At 76.6% G+C, this 13,696-nt stretch carries 9 protein-coding genes; 3 read left to right on the top strand and 6 right to left on the bottom strand.

Annotated features, from left to right (window positions below; translation table 11 throughout):
- Window positions 1–11: 11 nt before the first annotated feature.
- The 3 genes from ACIPSC_RS37170 to eccB all read right to left on the bottom strand — a co-directional run bounded on the left by ACIPSC_RS37170 (window position 12) and on the right by eccB (window position 2,510).
- Window positions 12–302 carry a WXG100 family type VII secretion target gene (locus ACIPSC_RS37170; RefSeq protein ID WP_400834177.1) on the bottom strand — a complete coding sequence of 97 codons (291 nt, stop codon included), beginning with the start codon at window positions 300–302 and terminating at the stop codon, window positions 12–14.
- A 70-nt stretch (window positions 303–372) separates the two neighbouring features.
- Window positions 373–663, bottom strand: a complete 291-nt coding sequence (locus ACIPSC_RS37175; protein ID WP_400834180.1) for a WXG100 family type VII secretion target — start codon at window positions 661–663, stop codon at window positions 373–375.
- Window positions 664–842: 179 nt separating this feature from the next.
- Window positions 843–2,510 (bottom strand): type VII secretion protein EccB, encoded by a 1,668-nt coding sequence (gene eccB / locus ACIPSC_RS37180; protein ID WP_400834183.1) that lies wholly within the window; start codon window positions 2,508–2,510, stop codon window positions 843–845.
- Between the two features lie 169 nt (window positions 2,511–2,679).
- Here eccB and eccE point away from each other — a divergent pair, with 169 nt between their 5' ends.
- The 3 genes from eccE to ACIPSC_RS37195 all read left to right on the top strand — a co-directional run bounded on the left by eccE (window position 2,680) and on the right by ACIPSC_RS37195 (window position 7,473).
- A complete protein-coding gene (gene eccE / locus ACIPSC_RS37185; protein ID WP_400834186.1) occupies window positions 2,680–4,086 on the top strand; it encodes a type VII secretion protein EccE in 1,407 nt (468 codons plus the stop codon).
- Window positions 4,086–4,856 carry a hypothetical protein gene (locus ACIPSC_RS37190; protein ID WP_400834189.1) on the top strand — a complete coding sequence of 257 codons (771 nt, stop codon included), beginning with the start codon at window positions 4,086–4,088 and terminating at the stop codon, window positions 4,854–4,856. Before eccE ends, ACIPSC_RS37190 begins: the two co-directional genes overlap by 1 nt.
- A gap of 139 nt (window positions 4,857–4,995) precedes the next feature.
- Window positions 4,996–7,473 carry an AAA family ATPase gene (locus ACIPSC_RS37195; protein ID WP_400834192.1) on the top strand — a complete coding sequence of 826 codons (2,478 nt, stop codon included), beginning with the start codon at window positions 4,996–4,998 and terminating at the stop codon, window positions 7,471–7,473.
- 99 nt (window positions 7,474–7,572) lie between these two features.
- On the opposite strand, the gene ACIPSC_RS37200 is transcribed toward ACIPSC_RS37195, so the two are convergent.
- The 3 genes from ACIPSC_RS37200 to truB form a co-directional block, all read right to left on the bottom strand.
- Entirely contained in the window at window positions 7,573–8,517 is a 945-nt protein-coding gene (locus tag ACIPSC_RS37200; protein ID WP_400834195.1) for a bifunctional riboflavin kinase/FAD synthetase, read from the bottom strand.
- Between the two features lie 66 nt (window positions 8,518–8,583).
- Window positions 8,584–12,360: a serine protease gene (locus ACIPSC_RS37205; protein ID WP_400834198.1), complete on the bottom strand. Its 3,777-nt coding sequence runs from the start codon at window positions 12,358–12,360 to the stop codon at window positions 8,584–8,586.
- A 402-nt stretch (window positions 12,361–12,762) separates the two neighbouring features.
- Window positions 12,763–13,692, bottom strand: a complete 930-nt coding sequence (truB, locus tag ACIPSC_RS37210; RefSeq protein WP_313763819.1) for a tRNA pseudouridine(55) synthase TruB — start codon at window positions 13,690–13,692, stop codon at window positions 12,763–12,765.
- Window positions 13,693–13,696 lie beyond the last annotated feature (4 nt).

Consider the following 13,696-nt stretch of genomic DNA (forward strand, 5'->3'; position numbering starts at 1 on the left):
AGAAGGCTCTGTCAGCCCCAGAGCTTCTGGTTGTTCTGCTCGGTGCTGTTGTAGCTGTCGGCCGCGCTGTCCAGGGCGCTGGCGATCTTCGCCAGGGTCTCCTGGAGGTGGGCGGCGCGCTGGTCCCACTGGGCCTGGTGGGCGCGGTAGCCCTCCTGCGCGACACCCTCCCAGCTCTGGGCGATCTTGTTGACGCCCGACTTCAGCTCCTCGAGCTGCTGCTTGATCTGGTTCGCGGTGTTGCGGACCTGGGTGCCGGCGCTACGGACGTGCTCGAAGTTAACGAGGATGTGGTCGGCCACGATGTCTCCTGGTCTGGATGACGACGCCGTCCCTCAGCGGGGACGTCGATGATTACCCGGCAGAGGCGGATCAGGCCTTGAACGCGGCCTGCTGGTCCGCGTCGGTGGCCGAGTACTGCTTGGTCGTGATCTCGATCGCGTCCTTGATCGCCTTCAGCGACTGGTTCAGCTTGACCGCGTCCTCGTTGAAGTCGCGCTGCAGGTTGGTGTAGGCCTGGGCAGCCTGGCCCTGCCAGCCGCCCTTGACCGAGTCGACCAGGGTGTTGAGGCCCTTGATCTCACCGTCGATCTTGTTGATGACCTCGTCCATGTGCTTGGCGAAGGCCATCATTTCCTGAGCGGTCGTCTTGAACTGACCCATGCTCTACCGTCCCCCATGAGACAGACATTGTGTCCGGAGGGCCGTTTCCGGCCACCCCGTCGCATCACGGCGTGATGTCCTGCAGCACTGTAGTCGGCACACGCAGCTCGCCCAACACCGGGAGACGGCTAGTTACCAGACCATGACACAGCGGCCAATTCCTTTACGAGGCCCGCCCGTCAGGCGTTCTGCTGCTGCGTCGCACTCTTCGAGTTCAGCGCCGGACCGGCCGGGACCAGGTTCGACCACTGCACCGGTACGGGCGCCGGCTGCAGACCCTGGTAGCCGAGCCTGGCCTGGTTGCCGCCGACCTCCTCCGGCTGCTGCGGCGCGGCCTGGTCGGTGGGCTGGGCCGACGGCGTCTTCACCGCCGCGCTCGGGCTCGGCCGGCCCGGGGCCGTGGTCGGGGCGCCGCCCTTGCCGCCGGTGCTGTTGGCCGGGACGGCGTAGCGCAGGCCGGTCTCGGTGATCAGGTAGTCGCTGCCGGAGCCGTCCGCGCCGTTGTCCAGCGCGCGGTAGTACAGCCCGTGACCTGGCGTCACATGGGCGGAGACGGCGCCACTGCTGTACTTCACCGGATAGTCCGGCCCGGCCCAGACGCTGCGGCGCGGCGTCCGGCCGTCCTCCGCCACCCCGTCGAAGGTGCTGCAGACCACCATCCTGGCGTCCTTCGGGGCCTGCCAGTTGTTGGCCGGCGCGCCGGTCCTGGTCGGCCAGTCACCGGCGCCCTCGCCCATCAGCAGGGTGTCGCTCTTGAAGGCGGCGTGGTCGGCCGGCGTCATGTCACTCACCCGCGGGGTCTTGTCCGCGTCCTGGTTGTAGAGCGGCTGCAACAGCGGGTTCTGCCTGATCAGTTCGGCCTGGAAGGGGGTGATCTGGAGCAGCTTGTCCTTGCCCACCACGTAGTACCGCTCACCGAACCGGACCAGCCGGCCGACCTTGCGGTCCTCCGGCTTCTGCAGCGTCACCGACGAGTTGGCACCCAGACCGTCGATCTTCGGGAAGACGATGTCGCTGCCGGCCACCAGGGTGTCCAGCCAGTCCTTCTTCACCCGCTGCGGGGCGGCCATCGAGCCGAAGATCGCGCCCATCAGCTGCGTCCGGGTGCTGTCCGGGTCGCCCTCGGCGCCGATGGCGTGCTTGCGGCCCTTCGCGTCGATCAGGAAGAGCTTCAACTTGGCCTGGGCGACCGGCGCCTGTCCCGTGCCCGGCTGCACGGAGACCTGCTGCTCGTCCACCTGCTGCACCAGCAGCGCCTGGTCGACGTCGAGCACCCGGTCCTTGGCCTCAAGCGCCTTCGCGTCGGCGCCGCCGGCCACGAACACGGCCTGGTTGACGGTCTCCTGGCGGTCGTCCGAGCCCGGGCGGTCGCAGACCGACCACTTCATCGGCTTGCTGACGTTCTCCTTGGTCGGCAGCTTGTCCGGCGCGTACGGGATGCCGATCGTCGGGCCGTGGTTGGGGTAGCGGTCGAGCACGTCGTCGGCCACCACCACCACCTTGGCGTCGGCCGGCAGCACCAGCCGCGCCGAGGCCATGTTGAGCACCTGGTGCAGCCGCCTGGTCTTGCCGTCCGGATCCGGCAGCACCACGTACCGGGTGGTGCTCTGCTTGCCCTGGATGATGTTCTTGCCGTTGTCCCAGCCCACCGGGGCGCTCGGCTTGAACACCCCCCAGACCCCGAACCCGCCGACCACCAGCGCCCCCACGACGACACTCGGCAGGACCGCCTTGAGCGGCCGCGGCGCGTCCTCGTCGCTTCCGCCGCCACCGGGCAGCAGGAAGGCCCCGACCGTGCGCTTGCGGGCGAAGGTGTAGGCGTTCAGCTCGTCGCGGCGCGATGCCATGCTTGTCGTCTCCCCTGTCTGACCGACACTCCCCGTGGTCCGCACCCGCCCGGCGAGCGCAAGCTCGAACCCTCTACGATGCGGCAGCAGACGGTGAGTACGGTACGGGTACGGTTCGCGGACCGGCCAACCGGGCCGCGACAACTGATCAGGAAGGGCCACTCGGGGGATGCCAAGCCAGACCGCTCCAGGGCGCCGCAGCACGGCACAGGGCAGGGGATCGCGCCGCTCCGGCCGACGGGCGCAGCCCGACCCGGCCGCCGCCGCAGCAGCGACCCGGCCCGCGCCCTCCGGCGGGCCCGGCGCCCCCGTGCAGGTCCGCGTCCACCCCCGCCCGGGGCTGCTCGGCGGGCGGCTGAAGCTCCAACAGCTCGTACTGGTCGAGGTCGCGGTGGCGCTGGTGGCCGTCGGCTGGACCATCAGCAAGCCGGTGGCCGGCGCCTTCGGCGCGGTCGCGCTGGCCCTGGTCGTCCTCGCGGCGATCCCGCTGCGCGGGCGCACCATCCCGGAGCTGCTGCGGGTGCGCGGCGCGCTGAAGGCCCGTCGGAAGCAGGCCCGGACCAGCGTCCCGCCGGTCGGCACCGACCCGGCGATCGCTCCCGCGCTGGAGCTGGAGCCGGCCCTGCGCACCTGCACCCACGCCACCGAGACCGACTTCGGCGGCCGTCCGATCCGCCGCGAGACCGGCATGGTCGGCGACGGCACCTTCCTCACCTCGGTGCTGCTCGTCCAGGCCAAGGACCAGCCGCTGCGCCCGGTGCGCACCGCGCTGCCGCTGCCGCTGGACCTGGTCTGCTCGGCGCTGCGGGTGGACGACATCGCCCTGGAGTCGGTCCAGGTGGTCCAGCACACCCAGCCGGCCCCGGCCCCGCACCTGCCCGAGCAGTCGCTGGCCTCCCGCGCCTACCAGGAGCTGCCGGACGGCACTGCGACGCCCGGGCTGCGGCTCACCTGGGTGGCGCTCAAGCTCGACCCGGAGCGGGCCGCCACCGCCGTCCGCGCCCGCGGCGGCGGCGAGGAGGGCGCCCGCAAGGCCCTGCAGCGGGTCACCGACCAGCTCGCCGGGCGGCTCAACAGCGCCGGCTTCAACGCCACCGTGCTGGACGAGCGCGAGCTGATCGCCGCGCTCGCCATCTCCACCTGCGCCAACCCGCTCGCCGTGGCCGGCCGCCAGGGCACCGGCAGCGGCGGCGGCAGCGGCCGGCGCACCCAGGAGAGCAACCGCTTCTGGCGGATCGACGACCGCTGGCACAGCACCTACTGGGTCTCCCGGTGGCCGCAGCTCGGCCGCCCCGGAGGTTCCCCCGGCCGGATCTCCGCGCCCGACCTGGTCAACCTGGTCACCGGCTCGCCCGCGCTCGCCAGCACCTTCAGCCTGACCGCCGGTCACGGCACCGGCGGCTCGGTGGCGATCAGCGGCCACGTCCGGGTGACCGGGCGCAGCGAGAGCGAGGTCGTCCAGATCGGCCGGCTCGTGGAGGCCCGGGCGCAGAGCGCCGGCATCGGCCTCGCCCGGCTCGACCTGGAGCAGGCCCCCGGCATGCTCGCCACCCTGCCCCTGGGAGGTGCTTCCTGATGGCGTACCAGACCTATCCGACGCCCGGTCCGCAGCCCGGCTCCACCGAGCAGCCCCGCGTCCGGCCCCGCATCCTGCCCGGCTTCGGGCTGCGCGGCCCCCGGCGGGAGAAGCACGTGCTGACCGTCGAGGAGCTCGGCGCGCTCGCCCTGCCGGTCGGCGACGACGGCGTGCTGATCGGCGAGGACGTGCAGCAGCAGCCGGCCGTCCTCGGCCTGTTCCGGCCCAGCGCCTACGACCTGGTGCTGGTCGGCGGGGTCTGGACGGCCCAGGTGATCGCTCTGCGGGCGGCCGCCACCGGTGCCCGGATCGCGGTCGAGACCGCCCGTGGCCAGCTCTGGGGCCCGATGGCGCAGGCGGCGGGCGGCGGGCAGCCGTGCGTCACCGTCCACCAGGTTGGCCGGCTCGGCCCGCAGGGCGCCTCGGTGAACTCGCCGGTGCTGGTGGTCCGCGACCTCGGCGCGCGCCCGCCGCGCAGCCGGCTCTCGGCCGCGCCCTGGCAGACCACCCTGACCCTGCTGCCCTACCTGGGCCCGAACGCGTCCCGGGTGCTGAACGCCGCCGACCTGGTCGGGCTGCAGCGCATCTCGCCGCAGGAGGCCGAACTGGTCGGCCGGGTGCTCTCGCTCGGCCCGCAGGACGTCGCCGCGCTGCCCACCCTCGGCGACGACATGACGCTGTGGACCACCCGGATGCGCCGCCAGTACGTGCGGACCATTCCCGGACAGGCCGAGCAGCAGGTCCTGGGCGGTCCGCGCCGGATGGACTGACCCCGTGCGCCCCCGGCGCTCCCCGGCCGCTCCGCGGGTGAGATGCGACTCCGCCTTCATCGAGGGGTGGCGCACGGCCTAGTCTTTGATGCGGCAACGGCACCGCTACCAAGCGGCGGCGAACACGAGGGAGCCCTAGGTGAGCAGCGATCGGGACGGCGTCTACGTCGGCGACAACGCGGCGGAGGACGACGACGACTGGTCCGACGCGCCCGACTACACTCCCCCGTCCTGGTACGTGCAGTCGGAGCCCGCGGGTGGCCCTGGGGCCGCGCCCGCGGCTCCGGCGACGGGGGCGCCGGCAGCGGCTCCGGGCGTGAGTGCGCCGGGTGTTCCAGGTGCGCCGGGGGCTCCGGGTGTTCCGGGGGCTCCGGGTGTTCCGGGTGCGGGTGTGCCGGGGGTTCCGGGCGTGGGGGCGCCTGCGGCCGTTCCGGCACCCGCGCCCATGCCCGTGCCCGCGCCCGCGCCCGTTCAGGCGGCCCAGGTGCCCGGGGCCGCACCCGTACCCGCGCCTGCACCCGCGCCCGCGCCCGCGCCCGCGCCGACCGTAGTGGCCGGGCCGCCGGTGCCGCCGCTCGCCCAGCCGGGGCCCGCACCGGTGCCGGCTCCGATGCCGGCCGGCGGGCCGGCCCAGCCGCCCGTCCCGACGCCCGATCAGGCCGTCGCCGCGGCCGCCCCGGTGGCACCCGAGCCGGTGCCGACCGGCGTCCCCGCGGAGGCCGGACCGGCCCCCGTGGTGGCCGTCCCCGTCCCGGCCGCCCCCGTCGAGGCGCAGGCCGGCCCGTTCACCGCGCCGCCGGCCGAGGCGGTCGCCCACGCCCCGGCGCCCGTGGTGGAGCAGCCGCCGACCGCCGTCGCCCAGCCCTGGCCGGCGGCCGACCCGGCGCAGCAGCAGCCCGTCCCGCAGACGGCGCAGCCGTACCCGTACGCGAACCCGCAGCAGGCCGTCCCGGCCCAGCCGCAGCCGTACGCCGAGCCGCAGCCGTATGCCGAGCCCCACCCGTACGCCCAGCCGGTCCCGCCCGGGCAGCCGGTGCAGCCGCAGGACCCGCAGGCCGCCGCCGGCTGGCCCGTGGCCCAGCCGGCGCCGGGGCAGCCGGTCCCCGCCCCGCAGCCGGCGCCCCAGCCGGCCGCGCCGGTCGACCCGCGCCAGGCCGGCTGGCCGCAGCCCGCCGCGCACCAGCAGCAGCCGGCCCAGCAGGCTCCGCAGGCGTGGCCGCAGCAGTCCGGCGCGCCGCAGGCCCCCGCGGCCTTCCAGCAGGCCGCCTCCCCGCAGCCGACCGCGCACGGTGCGCCGCTCGGCTACACGGCCGCCGTCGAGCTGTCCTCGGACCGCCTGCTGCGCAGCCAGCCGAAGCAGCAGCGCCAGCAGCCCCGGTTCCAGTTCGGCGGCAAGGCGGCCGCGGCCGAGAAGTCCCGCAAGCTGGAGACCATTCGCACCCCGGTGCTGAGCTGCTACCGGATCGCGGTGATCAGCCTCAAGGGCGGCGTCGGCAAGACCACGACCACCACCGCGCTCGGCGCGACCCTGGCCAGCGAGCGCCAGGACAAGGTGATCGCGATCGACGCCAACCCGGACGCGGGCACCCTGGGCCGCCGGGTCAAGCGCCAGACCGGCGCGACCATCCGCGACCTGGTCACGGCCATCCCGCACCTGCGCAGCTACATGGACATCCGTCAGTTCACCTCGCAGGACCTGCACTCGGGCCTGGAGATCCTGGCGAACGACGTCGACCCGGCCGTCTCGACCACCTTCAACGACTCGGACTACCGCCAGGTCATCGACGTGCTGGGCCGCCAGTACCCGATCATCCTGACCGACTCCGGCACCGGCCTGCTGTACAGCGCGATGCGCGGGGTGCTCGACCTCGCCGACCAGCTGATCATCGTCTCCACCCCGAGCGTGGACGGCGCCTCCTCCGCCTCCACCACGCTGGACTGGCTCTCCGCGCACGGTTACGCGGACCTGGTGCAGCGCAGCATCACGGTGGTCTCGGGGGTCCGCGAGACCAGCAAGATGATCAAGGTCGAGGACATCGTCGCGCACTTCCAGACCCGCTGCCGCGGCGTCGTCGTGGTGCCGTTCGACGAGTCCCTGGCGGCCGGCGCCGAGGTCAACCTCGACATGATGCGGCCCAAGGTCCGCGAGGCGTACTTCGACCTCGCCACGCTGGTCGGCGAGGACATCGTCCGCGCCCAGCAGGCCGCCCAGCAGACCGGCTGGCAGCAGCAGGCGCAGCAGCCCCCGCAGGCGGCCGCGCCGTACCCGTACGCCGAGCAGCAGCAGGCCGTCCCGGGGCAGCCGCAGCCGTACGCCGACCCGCAGCAGCCGGGGCAGCCGCAGCCCTACCCGCAGCCGGGCCAGGGCGGCTACCCGGCCGGCCAGCCGGCGCCCGGCGCGCCGTGGGCCCCGCAGCCGGGGCAGACCCCGCCGCCCCCGCCCGGGTACGGCTACCCGCAGCCGGGCGCCCAGCCCGGACAGCCGGAGTGGCAGCAGCCCCCGGCCCCGGCGGGGTACGGCTACCCGCAGCCCGGTGAGCCGCAGCCCGGCACGCAGCCGCCCGCCGGGTACGGGTACCCGCACCCGCCGCAGCAGCCGCAGCAGCCCCAGCAGTAGGAGCGGTGCCGGGCCCGGACACCGGGCCCGGCACGCACGAGGGCCCGCCGGCCGTCTCGGTTCCCGAGAACGGCCGGCGGGCCCCAGGGCCTGTCCGCGTCAGGCGGCGTCGGTCAGCTCACGGGCCTGCTTGACGTCGTCGGCCATCCGGTCCAGCAGCGCCTCGATGGAGTCGAACTTCTCCATCCCGCGCAGGTAGGCCAGGAAGTCGACCGCGACGTGCAGCCCGTAGAGGTCCAGGCCGACCCGGTCGATGGCGTAGGCCTCGACGGTGCGGGCGGTGCCGTCGAAGGTCGGGTTGGTGCCGACCGAGATCGCCGCCGGCATGCGCTCCCCGTTCGCGGTGAGCCAGCCCGCGTAGACGCCGTCGGCCGGGATCGCGCTGTGCGGCACGGTCTCCACGTTGGCGGTCGGGTAACCGAGTTCGCGGCCGCGCTGCGCCCCGCGCACCACGATGCCCTCCACCCGGTGCGGGCGGCCGAGCACCTCGCCGGCCCCGGCCATGTCGCCGGCCGCGACCAGCCGCCGGGTCAGCGTGGACGAGAACGGCTCGCCGTCGCCGGCCGCCCCGCGGACCTGGAGGTCGACCACCTCGACGCCGCAGTCGGCGGCCCGGCCCAGCTCGGTGAGCAGCGCGACGTCGCCGGCGGCCCGGTGCCCGAAGCGGAAGTTCGGGCCCTCGATGACCAGGCAGGCGTGCAGCGCGTCCACCAGGACCTGCCGGAAGAAGGTCTCCGGGGACTCCTGCGAGAACTCCGCGGTGAACGGCAGCACCAGCACGGCGTCCACCCCGAGCTCCGCGATCAGCTCGGCGCGGCGCGGCTGCGGGGCGAGCAGCGGCGGGTGGCTGCCCGGGCGGACGACCTCGCTCGGGTGCGGGTCGAAGGTCACGACGACCGAGCGGACGCCGAGTTCCCGGGCGCGCTCGACCACCCGGTTGATGATCAGCTGGTGTCCGCGGTGCACACCGTCGAACGAGCCGATGGTGACGACGCTGCGTCCCCAGTCACCGGGGATCTCCTCCAGGCCACGCCAGCGCTGCACCCTGACCGCTCCTTGTTCCGTACGGCGCGTACCTTCTGTACGCTCAAACGCTCAAAACCCGAACCCCTATAGCGTGCCATGCGCCTGCCCCTGGTTCGGCACCGGAAGGCGGGTTGGGCGCACCGCCGGGTGCCGGGCCCCGGACCCGGGCGGGCCGAGGGCCTCCACGGCGTCCCCGCGCCCGGCCCCGGCGCCCCGTTCCGCACCGGCCGCGCGCCCGGCCTCCGCGGCGGCGTCCCGGGGATCCCGGCCGGCCGCCACCAGCTCCCGCATCCGGTCCAGCCGCGGTCCGCCGGGGCGGACCGGCCGGCCGTCCGGCCAGTCGGCCAGCAGCAGGGCGAACGCCGCCGAGCGGCCCGCACACGCCACCAGCAACCGGTCCGCGTCCGGAAGCCCGGCCGCCGCCCGGGCCAGCACCGTCCGGGCCCGGGCGGGCCGCTCGGCGGCGCAGTGCTCGGCCAGCCGCTCCACCAGCGCCACCAGCACCTCCGGGTCGCTCTCGGTGGCGAGCACGGTGTCCAGCAGCTCGCCGCGCAGGGCGTTCCCGTCGGCGTCGGCCACCGGCACCGCCAGCACCTCGGCGAAGGCCTGGCGGACGGCCGCCGCGCGGGCCGCCAGGGCGCTGCCGAGCAGCAGCCGCAGCTCCAACCGGGCCGCCGGCCCCCGGGCGGCCCCGCCGGCCAGACGGCGGCCCAGGTACTCCACCGCGACCGGGCCCGCCGCGGCCGGCTGCCCCCGCAGCAGCCGGGCCGCCAGCTCGGCGCCGCACCGGCCGCCCAGCGGCGAGCGAACGTCGGCCAGCACCCGCAGGGTCTCGGCGACCGGTGCCCCCGGCCGCTCCAGCCGGTCCGCGAGGGCCGTCAGCACCGGCTCCGGGTCGGTCTCCAGCGCCGGGGCCAGCGTCCGCGCGGTGAGGAAGGCGTCCCCGCCCCGCCGGTACGCGGCCAGCGCCGCCGGCAGGTGGGCGGCCCTGGTCTCCCGGTCGGCGACCAGCAGCGCCAGCGCGGCGCCGTGCAGGCCCGGCTCCTCGTCCCGGGCGAGCAGGGTGAACGCGGTGTGGCGCAGCAACTCCGCCGCCGCGCCGCGGGCGTACGGGGCGGTGCGCAGCGCGTGCACGGCGGCGGCGACGTGGCGCTCGGGGCGCCGGTCGTGGCTCCAGCGGTCGACCGCCCGGCAGAGCGCGGACGGCTCCTCGGCGGCCAGGACGGTGAGCAGGGCGTCCGCCCGGGGGTGCGCCGCGTCGGCCAGCGCCTCGGTCAACTCGTCCAGGGCGAGTGCCCGGTGGGCGTGGAGCAGGTCGTGGGCGAGGTCGGCGACGGCGGTGCCGGGGTGGCCGGGCAGGCCGCGCGGGTCGTCGAACCAGCGGCAGAGCAGCGGGACGACGCCGGCCGGGTCGGCCCGCAGCCGCCCGGCGACGGCGGCGAGGAAGGGCCGGCCCGGCCCGTCGGCGGTCACCAGGCGGCGCAGCAGCTCCAGTTCGCGCGGGGCGGGCAGCCCGAGGCCGGTCCAGAAGGCGGCGTCGAACCGGCCGAGGCCGTCCGCCGGGAGCCGCTCGAACCCGCCTGCGGCCGGGGCGACTTCGGCGATCCGGACGGCCAACTGGTCCAGCAGTGCGCGGTGTTCGGCGAGGTCGGGGGTGGCTTCCAGCCCGGCGGCCAGCAACCGGCCCGCCCACCAGGCGGGTTCGCTGCCCGGCGGGCGCAGGTCCAGGGCACGCCAGATCCGGTGCAGCCACGGGTCCAGCGCGGCGGCGCCCCAGGCGGCCGCCAGCTGCCCCAGGGCGGCGGCCACCGGGCCGACCCGGTGCCGGGGGACGGCGCGGGCCGGCCGCCCCCGGCCCCCGCCCGGTCCGGCCTCCCCCGCGCGGTCCGCGCCGGCCGGCCGGGTGTCCTCGGCCTCGCCGAGCAGCAGCCGCAGTGCGCCGTCGAGGTCCAGGTGGAGGCCCTGCAGCCAGTCGGCGAACTCGCCGTGCGCCAGCCGGTAGCCGGGCCCGGCCGGGGTGAACAGGCCCTCCGCCAGCACCGCGGCCGCCCAGCCCCCGGCCACCGGGAACAGTTCTTCGAACACAGCGCGGCCCAGCCCGCCCTCCTCCGCGCCGAGCATCCGCCGGGCCGCCTCGTGCACCCGGCCCGCCACCGCCGCGGCCAGCCGCCGTACCCGGCCGTGGGCGGGCCCGGCCGGGCGGCTCCCGCCCCGCCGGTGGGCGCCCCGCCGGGGCCGGCCGTCGGCGGCGAGGCGCTGGGCCACCCGCAGGCAGCGCAGGTCCAGGTGGGCGGCGAACAGCTCGCTCCGGCACGGCGGTTCCCCGTGCAGCCCCTCCGCCCACAGCTCGCCGGCCAGCCGGGCGGCCAGCGGGTGCCGGGCGTCCGGCGCCGCCGGCCACCCGGGCGGCAGCCCGTACCGGCGGCGGACCCGGTCCGCCGCGTCGGCGGGCAGCGGGCCGAGGCGGTGCACGGCGAGCGCCGGACGGCGGGCGGGGGCGGGGGCGGGGGCGGCGGCGGGGGCGCCGGCGCCGAACGCGTCGGTGCCGGCGGCCGGAGCGGCGGGGTGGCCGGCGCCGGGGTGGCCGTTAGCCTGCGGAGCCGCGTCGTCCCCGTCCCGTGCCAGGGCCTCCCAGGCCTCCTCCCCGCAGGCCGTGACCAGCCGCCCGCCGGCGGCCGCCAGCCACTCCCCCGCCGCCCGCAGCCAGCCCGCGTCCAGCGGGACGGGCGCCTCCTCGGGCCCGTCGAGCAGGACCAGCAGCGGCCGCCCCGCCTCCACGCAGAGGGCGGCCACCGCCTCCGGCCCGGGCGGCGGCTGGGTGGCCAGGTCCGCCGCGGCGGACTCCAGGGCGCGCCGCACCGCGCCGGCGAGCGAGACGTCCCCGGCGTCCAGGTCCGCACCGCGCAGCCAGAGCGTGGGCAGCGGCCGGTCGCCGCCGGCCCGGCGCGCGGCGAGGGCGGCCAGTTCGGTGCTCCGGCCGGAGCCCGGCGCGCCGACCAGCACGGTGACCACCGCCTGCGGCTCGTCGCCGACCAGTCCGTCGGGGCGGTCGATCCGGTCCGCGGCCAGCGCCGCCACCCGCCCCGGTCCCGCACTCGCCGCGGCCGACCGGGCGGCCGCCAGCCGGAGCACGCCCGCCAGGTTGAGCGCCGGACCGTACGCGGGCACGCCGGCCGCGTTCCGGGCCAGCGCCGCCGCCAGCTCGGGACCGTCCTGCGCCGGTCCGCCGCCGGTCGCGGGCGCGACGGTGAGCGCGCCCGCCTGCTCCGGGGCCCGCAGCGCGGGCGCGGCGACCCCGACCACCGCGCCGCCGCGCGCGTCCAGCACCGGTGCCCCGGGCGGCACCGCCGCCGCGCCGCCCGCTCCGGCCGGGACCCCGAGCAGCAGCACGCTGCCCAGCAGGTGGAACGGCCCGGGTGCCGGCCGCCCGTCGGCGGACGGCGGTCCGGGCGTGTAGACCGCACCGGTGGCGCCCAGGACGCCGCAGCGCACCGCGACCAGCCGCCCGTCCTCCCCGGCCGGCACCGGCAGCACCACCTCCCGGCCCGGGCCCGTCGCCCCCTCGGGGGCGATCGGCAGCGGCGGCACCGGGAGCCCGCCGACGGTTTCGGTGCGCAGCAGGGCGAGCCCGTGCGCGGGCAGCGGCAGCACGCTGTCCGGGCCCAGGACGCGGGTCTGCCCGCCGGGGGTGTGCAGGACGATCCGGTCGAGCCCCGCCACGCACTCGTGCGCGGTCAGGACGGTGCCCTGCGGGTCGGCGACGAACCCCAGTCCGCGCAGCCGTCCGTCCAGGGCGCGGATCCGCAGCAGGTACCGCCCCGGATCGCCCGCCACCTCGTCGCCGTCCAGGAATCCCGGCATTCGCGCAGCCCTCCCCGCAGGGCCGGCCGGCCCGGGAGCGGACTCGTCGCGGCGACCTGCTCGCCGACCGGGAGCCTGCCCGCGGCCGGCTGGGCCCGACCGCGCCCGCGCCGCTCACCACCGGCGTTCACCTCGCGCGCTCCCCCGTCCGGGTGAAGCGCCGCCGGAGCCGCCGGACCTGCCCGCGGGCAGCACCCGGGCAGCACGGAGCCCCTGCCGCCCGTCGGGCCGCAGGGGCTCGTCCGTTCCCGGATCACCGGTCCGCCGCGGGGCCCGGGACACCCCGGGGCCTCATCCGTACGGGGGCATCACCCCCACGGGGGCGTCAGCCTTCCGAGGAGCCGCCGGGGCGCCGTACGCGCACCGGCGCCGGCGGCCCGGTACGCGCGCTCCGGGCGCCGGTCAGCCGACGAAGACCGCGACCGGCTTCGCCTGGCCGCCCTTCTCCTCCACCAGCGCGAGGAACCGGTCGTCCGGCCCGAACACCGCGATCGGCCCGTCCACGCCCAGCCCCGGCGCCTTCAGCCGGGCGCCGTGCGAGAGCAGCTTGGCCTGCTCGGCGTCGAGGTCCCAGCGGGGGAAGGCCGCCGCCGCGGCCGCGCCGATCGGCAGCACGTCCAGGCCGGTCGCGGCCTCGCCGTGCACCGACTCCTCCAGCTGCTCCAGCGTCCGCGCCGACTCCACGCCGTACGGGCCGACCTTGGTGCGGCGCAGCGCGGTCAGGTGGCCGCCGACGCCGAGGCCGGCGCCGAGGTCGCGGGCGAGCGCCCGGATGTAGGTGCCGGAGGAGCACTCCACCGTCACGTCGAGGTCGAGCACCGGCGTGCCGTCCTCGGCGACGGCGGTGCGGTACTCGTGCACGGTGAAGGAGTGCACGGTGGTCGGCCGCGCCGCGAGCTCGAAGTCCTCGCCCTCGCGGACCCGCGCGTAGGAGCGCTTGCCGTCGATCTTGATCGCGCTGACCTTGGACGGCACCTGCATGATCTCGCCGGTGAGCAGGGCGATCCCGGCCTCGACGGCCTCCCGGGTGACGCCGTCCGCCGCCGTCGAGGAGGTGACCTCGCCCTCCCGGTCGTCGGTGACGGTGGTCTGGCCGAGCCGGACGGTCGCCTCGTACGTCTTGGCGGTGAGCATCAGGTGGCCGAGCAGCCGGGTGGCCCGCTCGACGCCGATCACCAGCACGCCGGTGGCCATCGGGTCGAGCGTGCCGGCGTGGCCGACCTTCCGCGTCCCGGCCAGCCAGCGCAGCTTGGCCACCACCCCGTGCGAGGTGATGCCCTCCGGCTTGTCGACGATGACCAGGCCGTCCGGACCGGTTCCTTTGCGCTTCATCTGT

The sequence above is a fragment of the Kitasatospora sp. NPDC090091 genome (assembly GCF_044747365.1).
Classification (GTDB): domain Bacteria; phylum Actinomycetota; class Actinomycetes; order Streptomycetales; family Streptomycetaceae; genus Kitasatospora.

What these genes read in the sequence shown, in the direction of transcription:
- truB (WP_313763819.1), bottom strand. Translation starts at nt 13,692, where the DNA reads ATGAAGCGCAAAGGAACCGGTCCGGACGGCCTGGTCATCGTCGACAAG.
- ACIPSC_RS37205 (WP_400834198.1), bottom strand. Translation starts at nt 12,360, where the DNA reads ATGCCGGGATTCCTGGACGGCGACGAGGTGGCGGGCGATCCGGGGCGG.
- ACIPSC_RS37190 (WP_400834189.1), top strand. Translation starts at nt 4,086, where the DNA reads ATGGCGTACCAGACCTATCCGACGCCCGGTCCGCAGCCCGGCTCCACC.
- eccE (WP_400834186.1), top strand. Translation starts at nt 2,680, where the DNA reads ATGCCAAGCCAGACCGCTCCAGGGCGCCGCAGCACGGCACAGGGCAGG.
- eccB (WP_400834183.1), bottom strand. Translation starts at nt 2,510, where the DNA reads ATGGCATCGCGCCGCGACGAGCTGAACGCCTACACCTTCGCCCGCAAG.
- ACIPSC_RS37175 (WP_400834180.1), bottom strand. Translation starts at nt 663, where the DNA reads ATGGGTCAGTTCAAGACGACCGCTCAGGAAATGATGGCCTTCGCCAAG.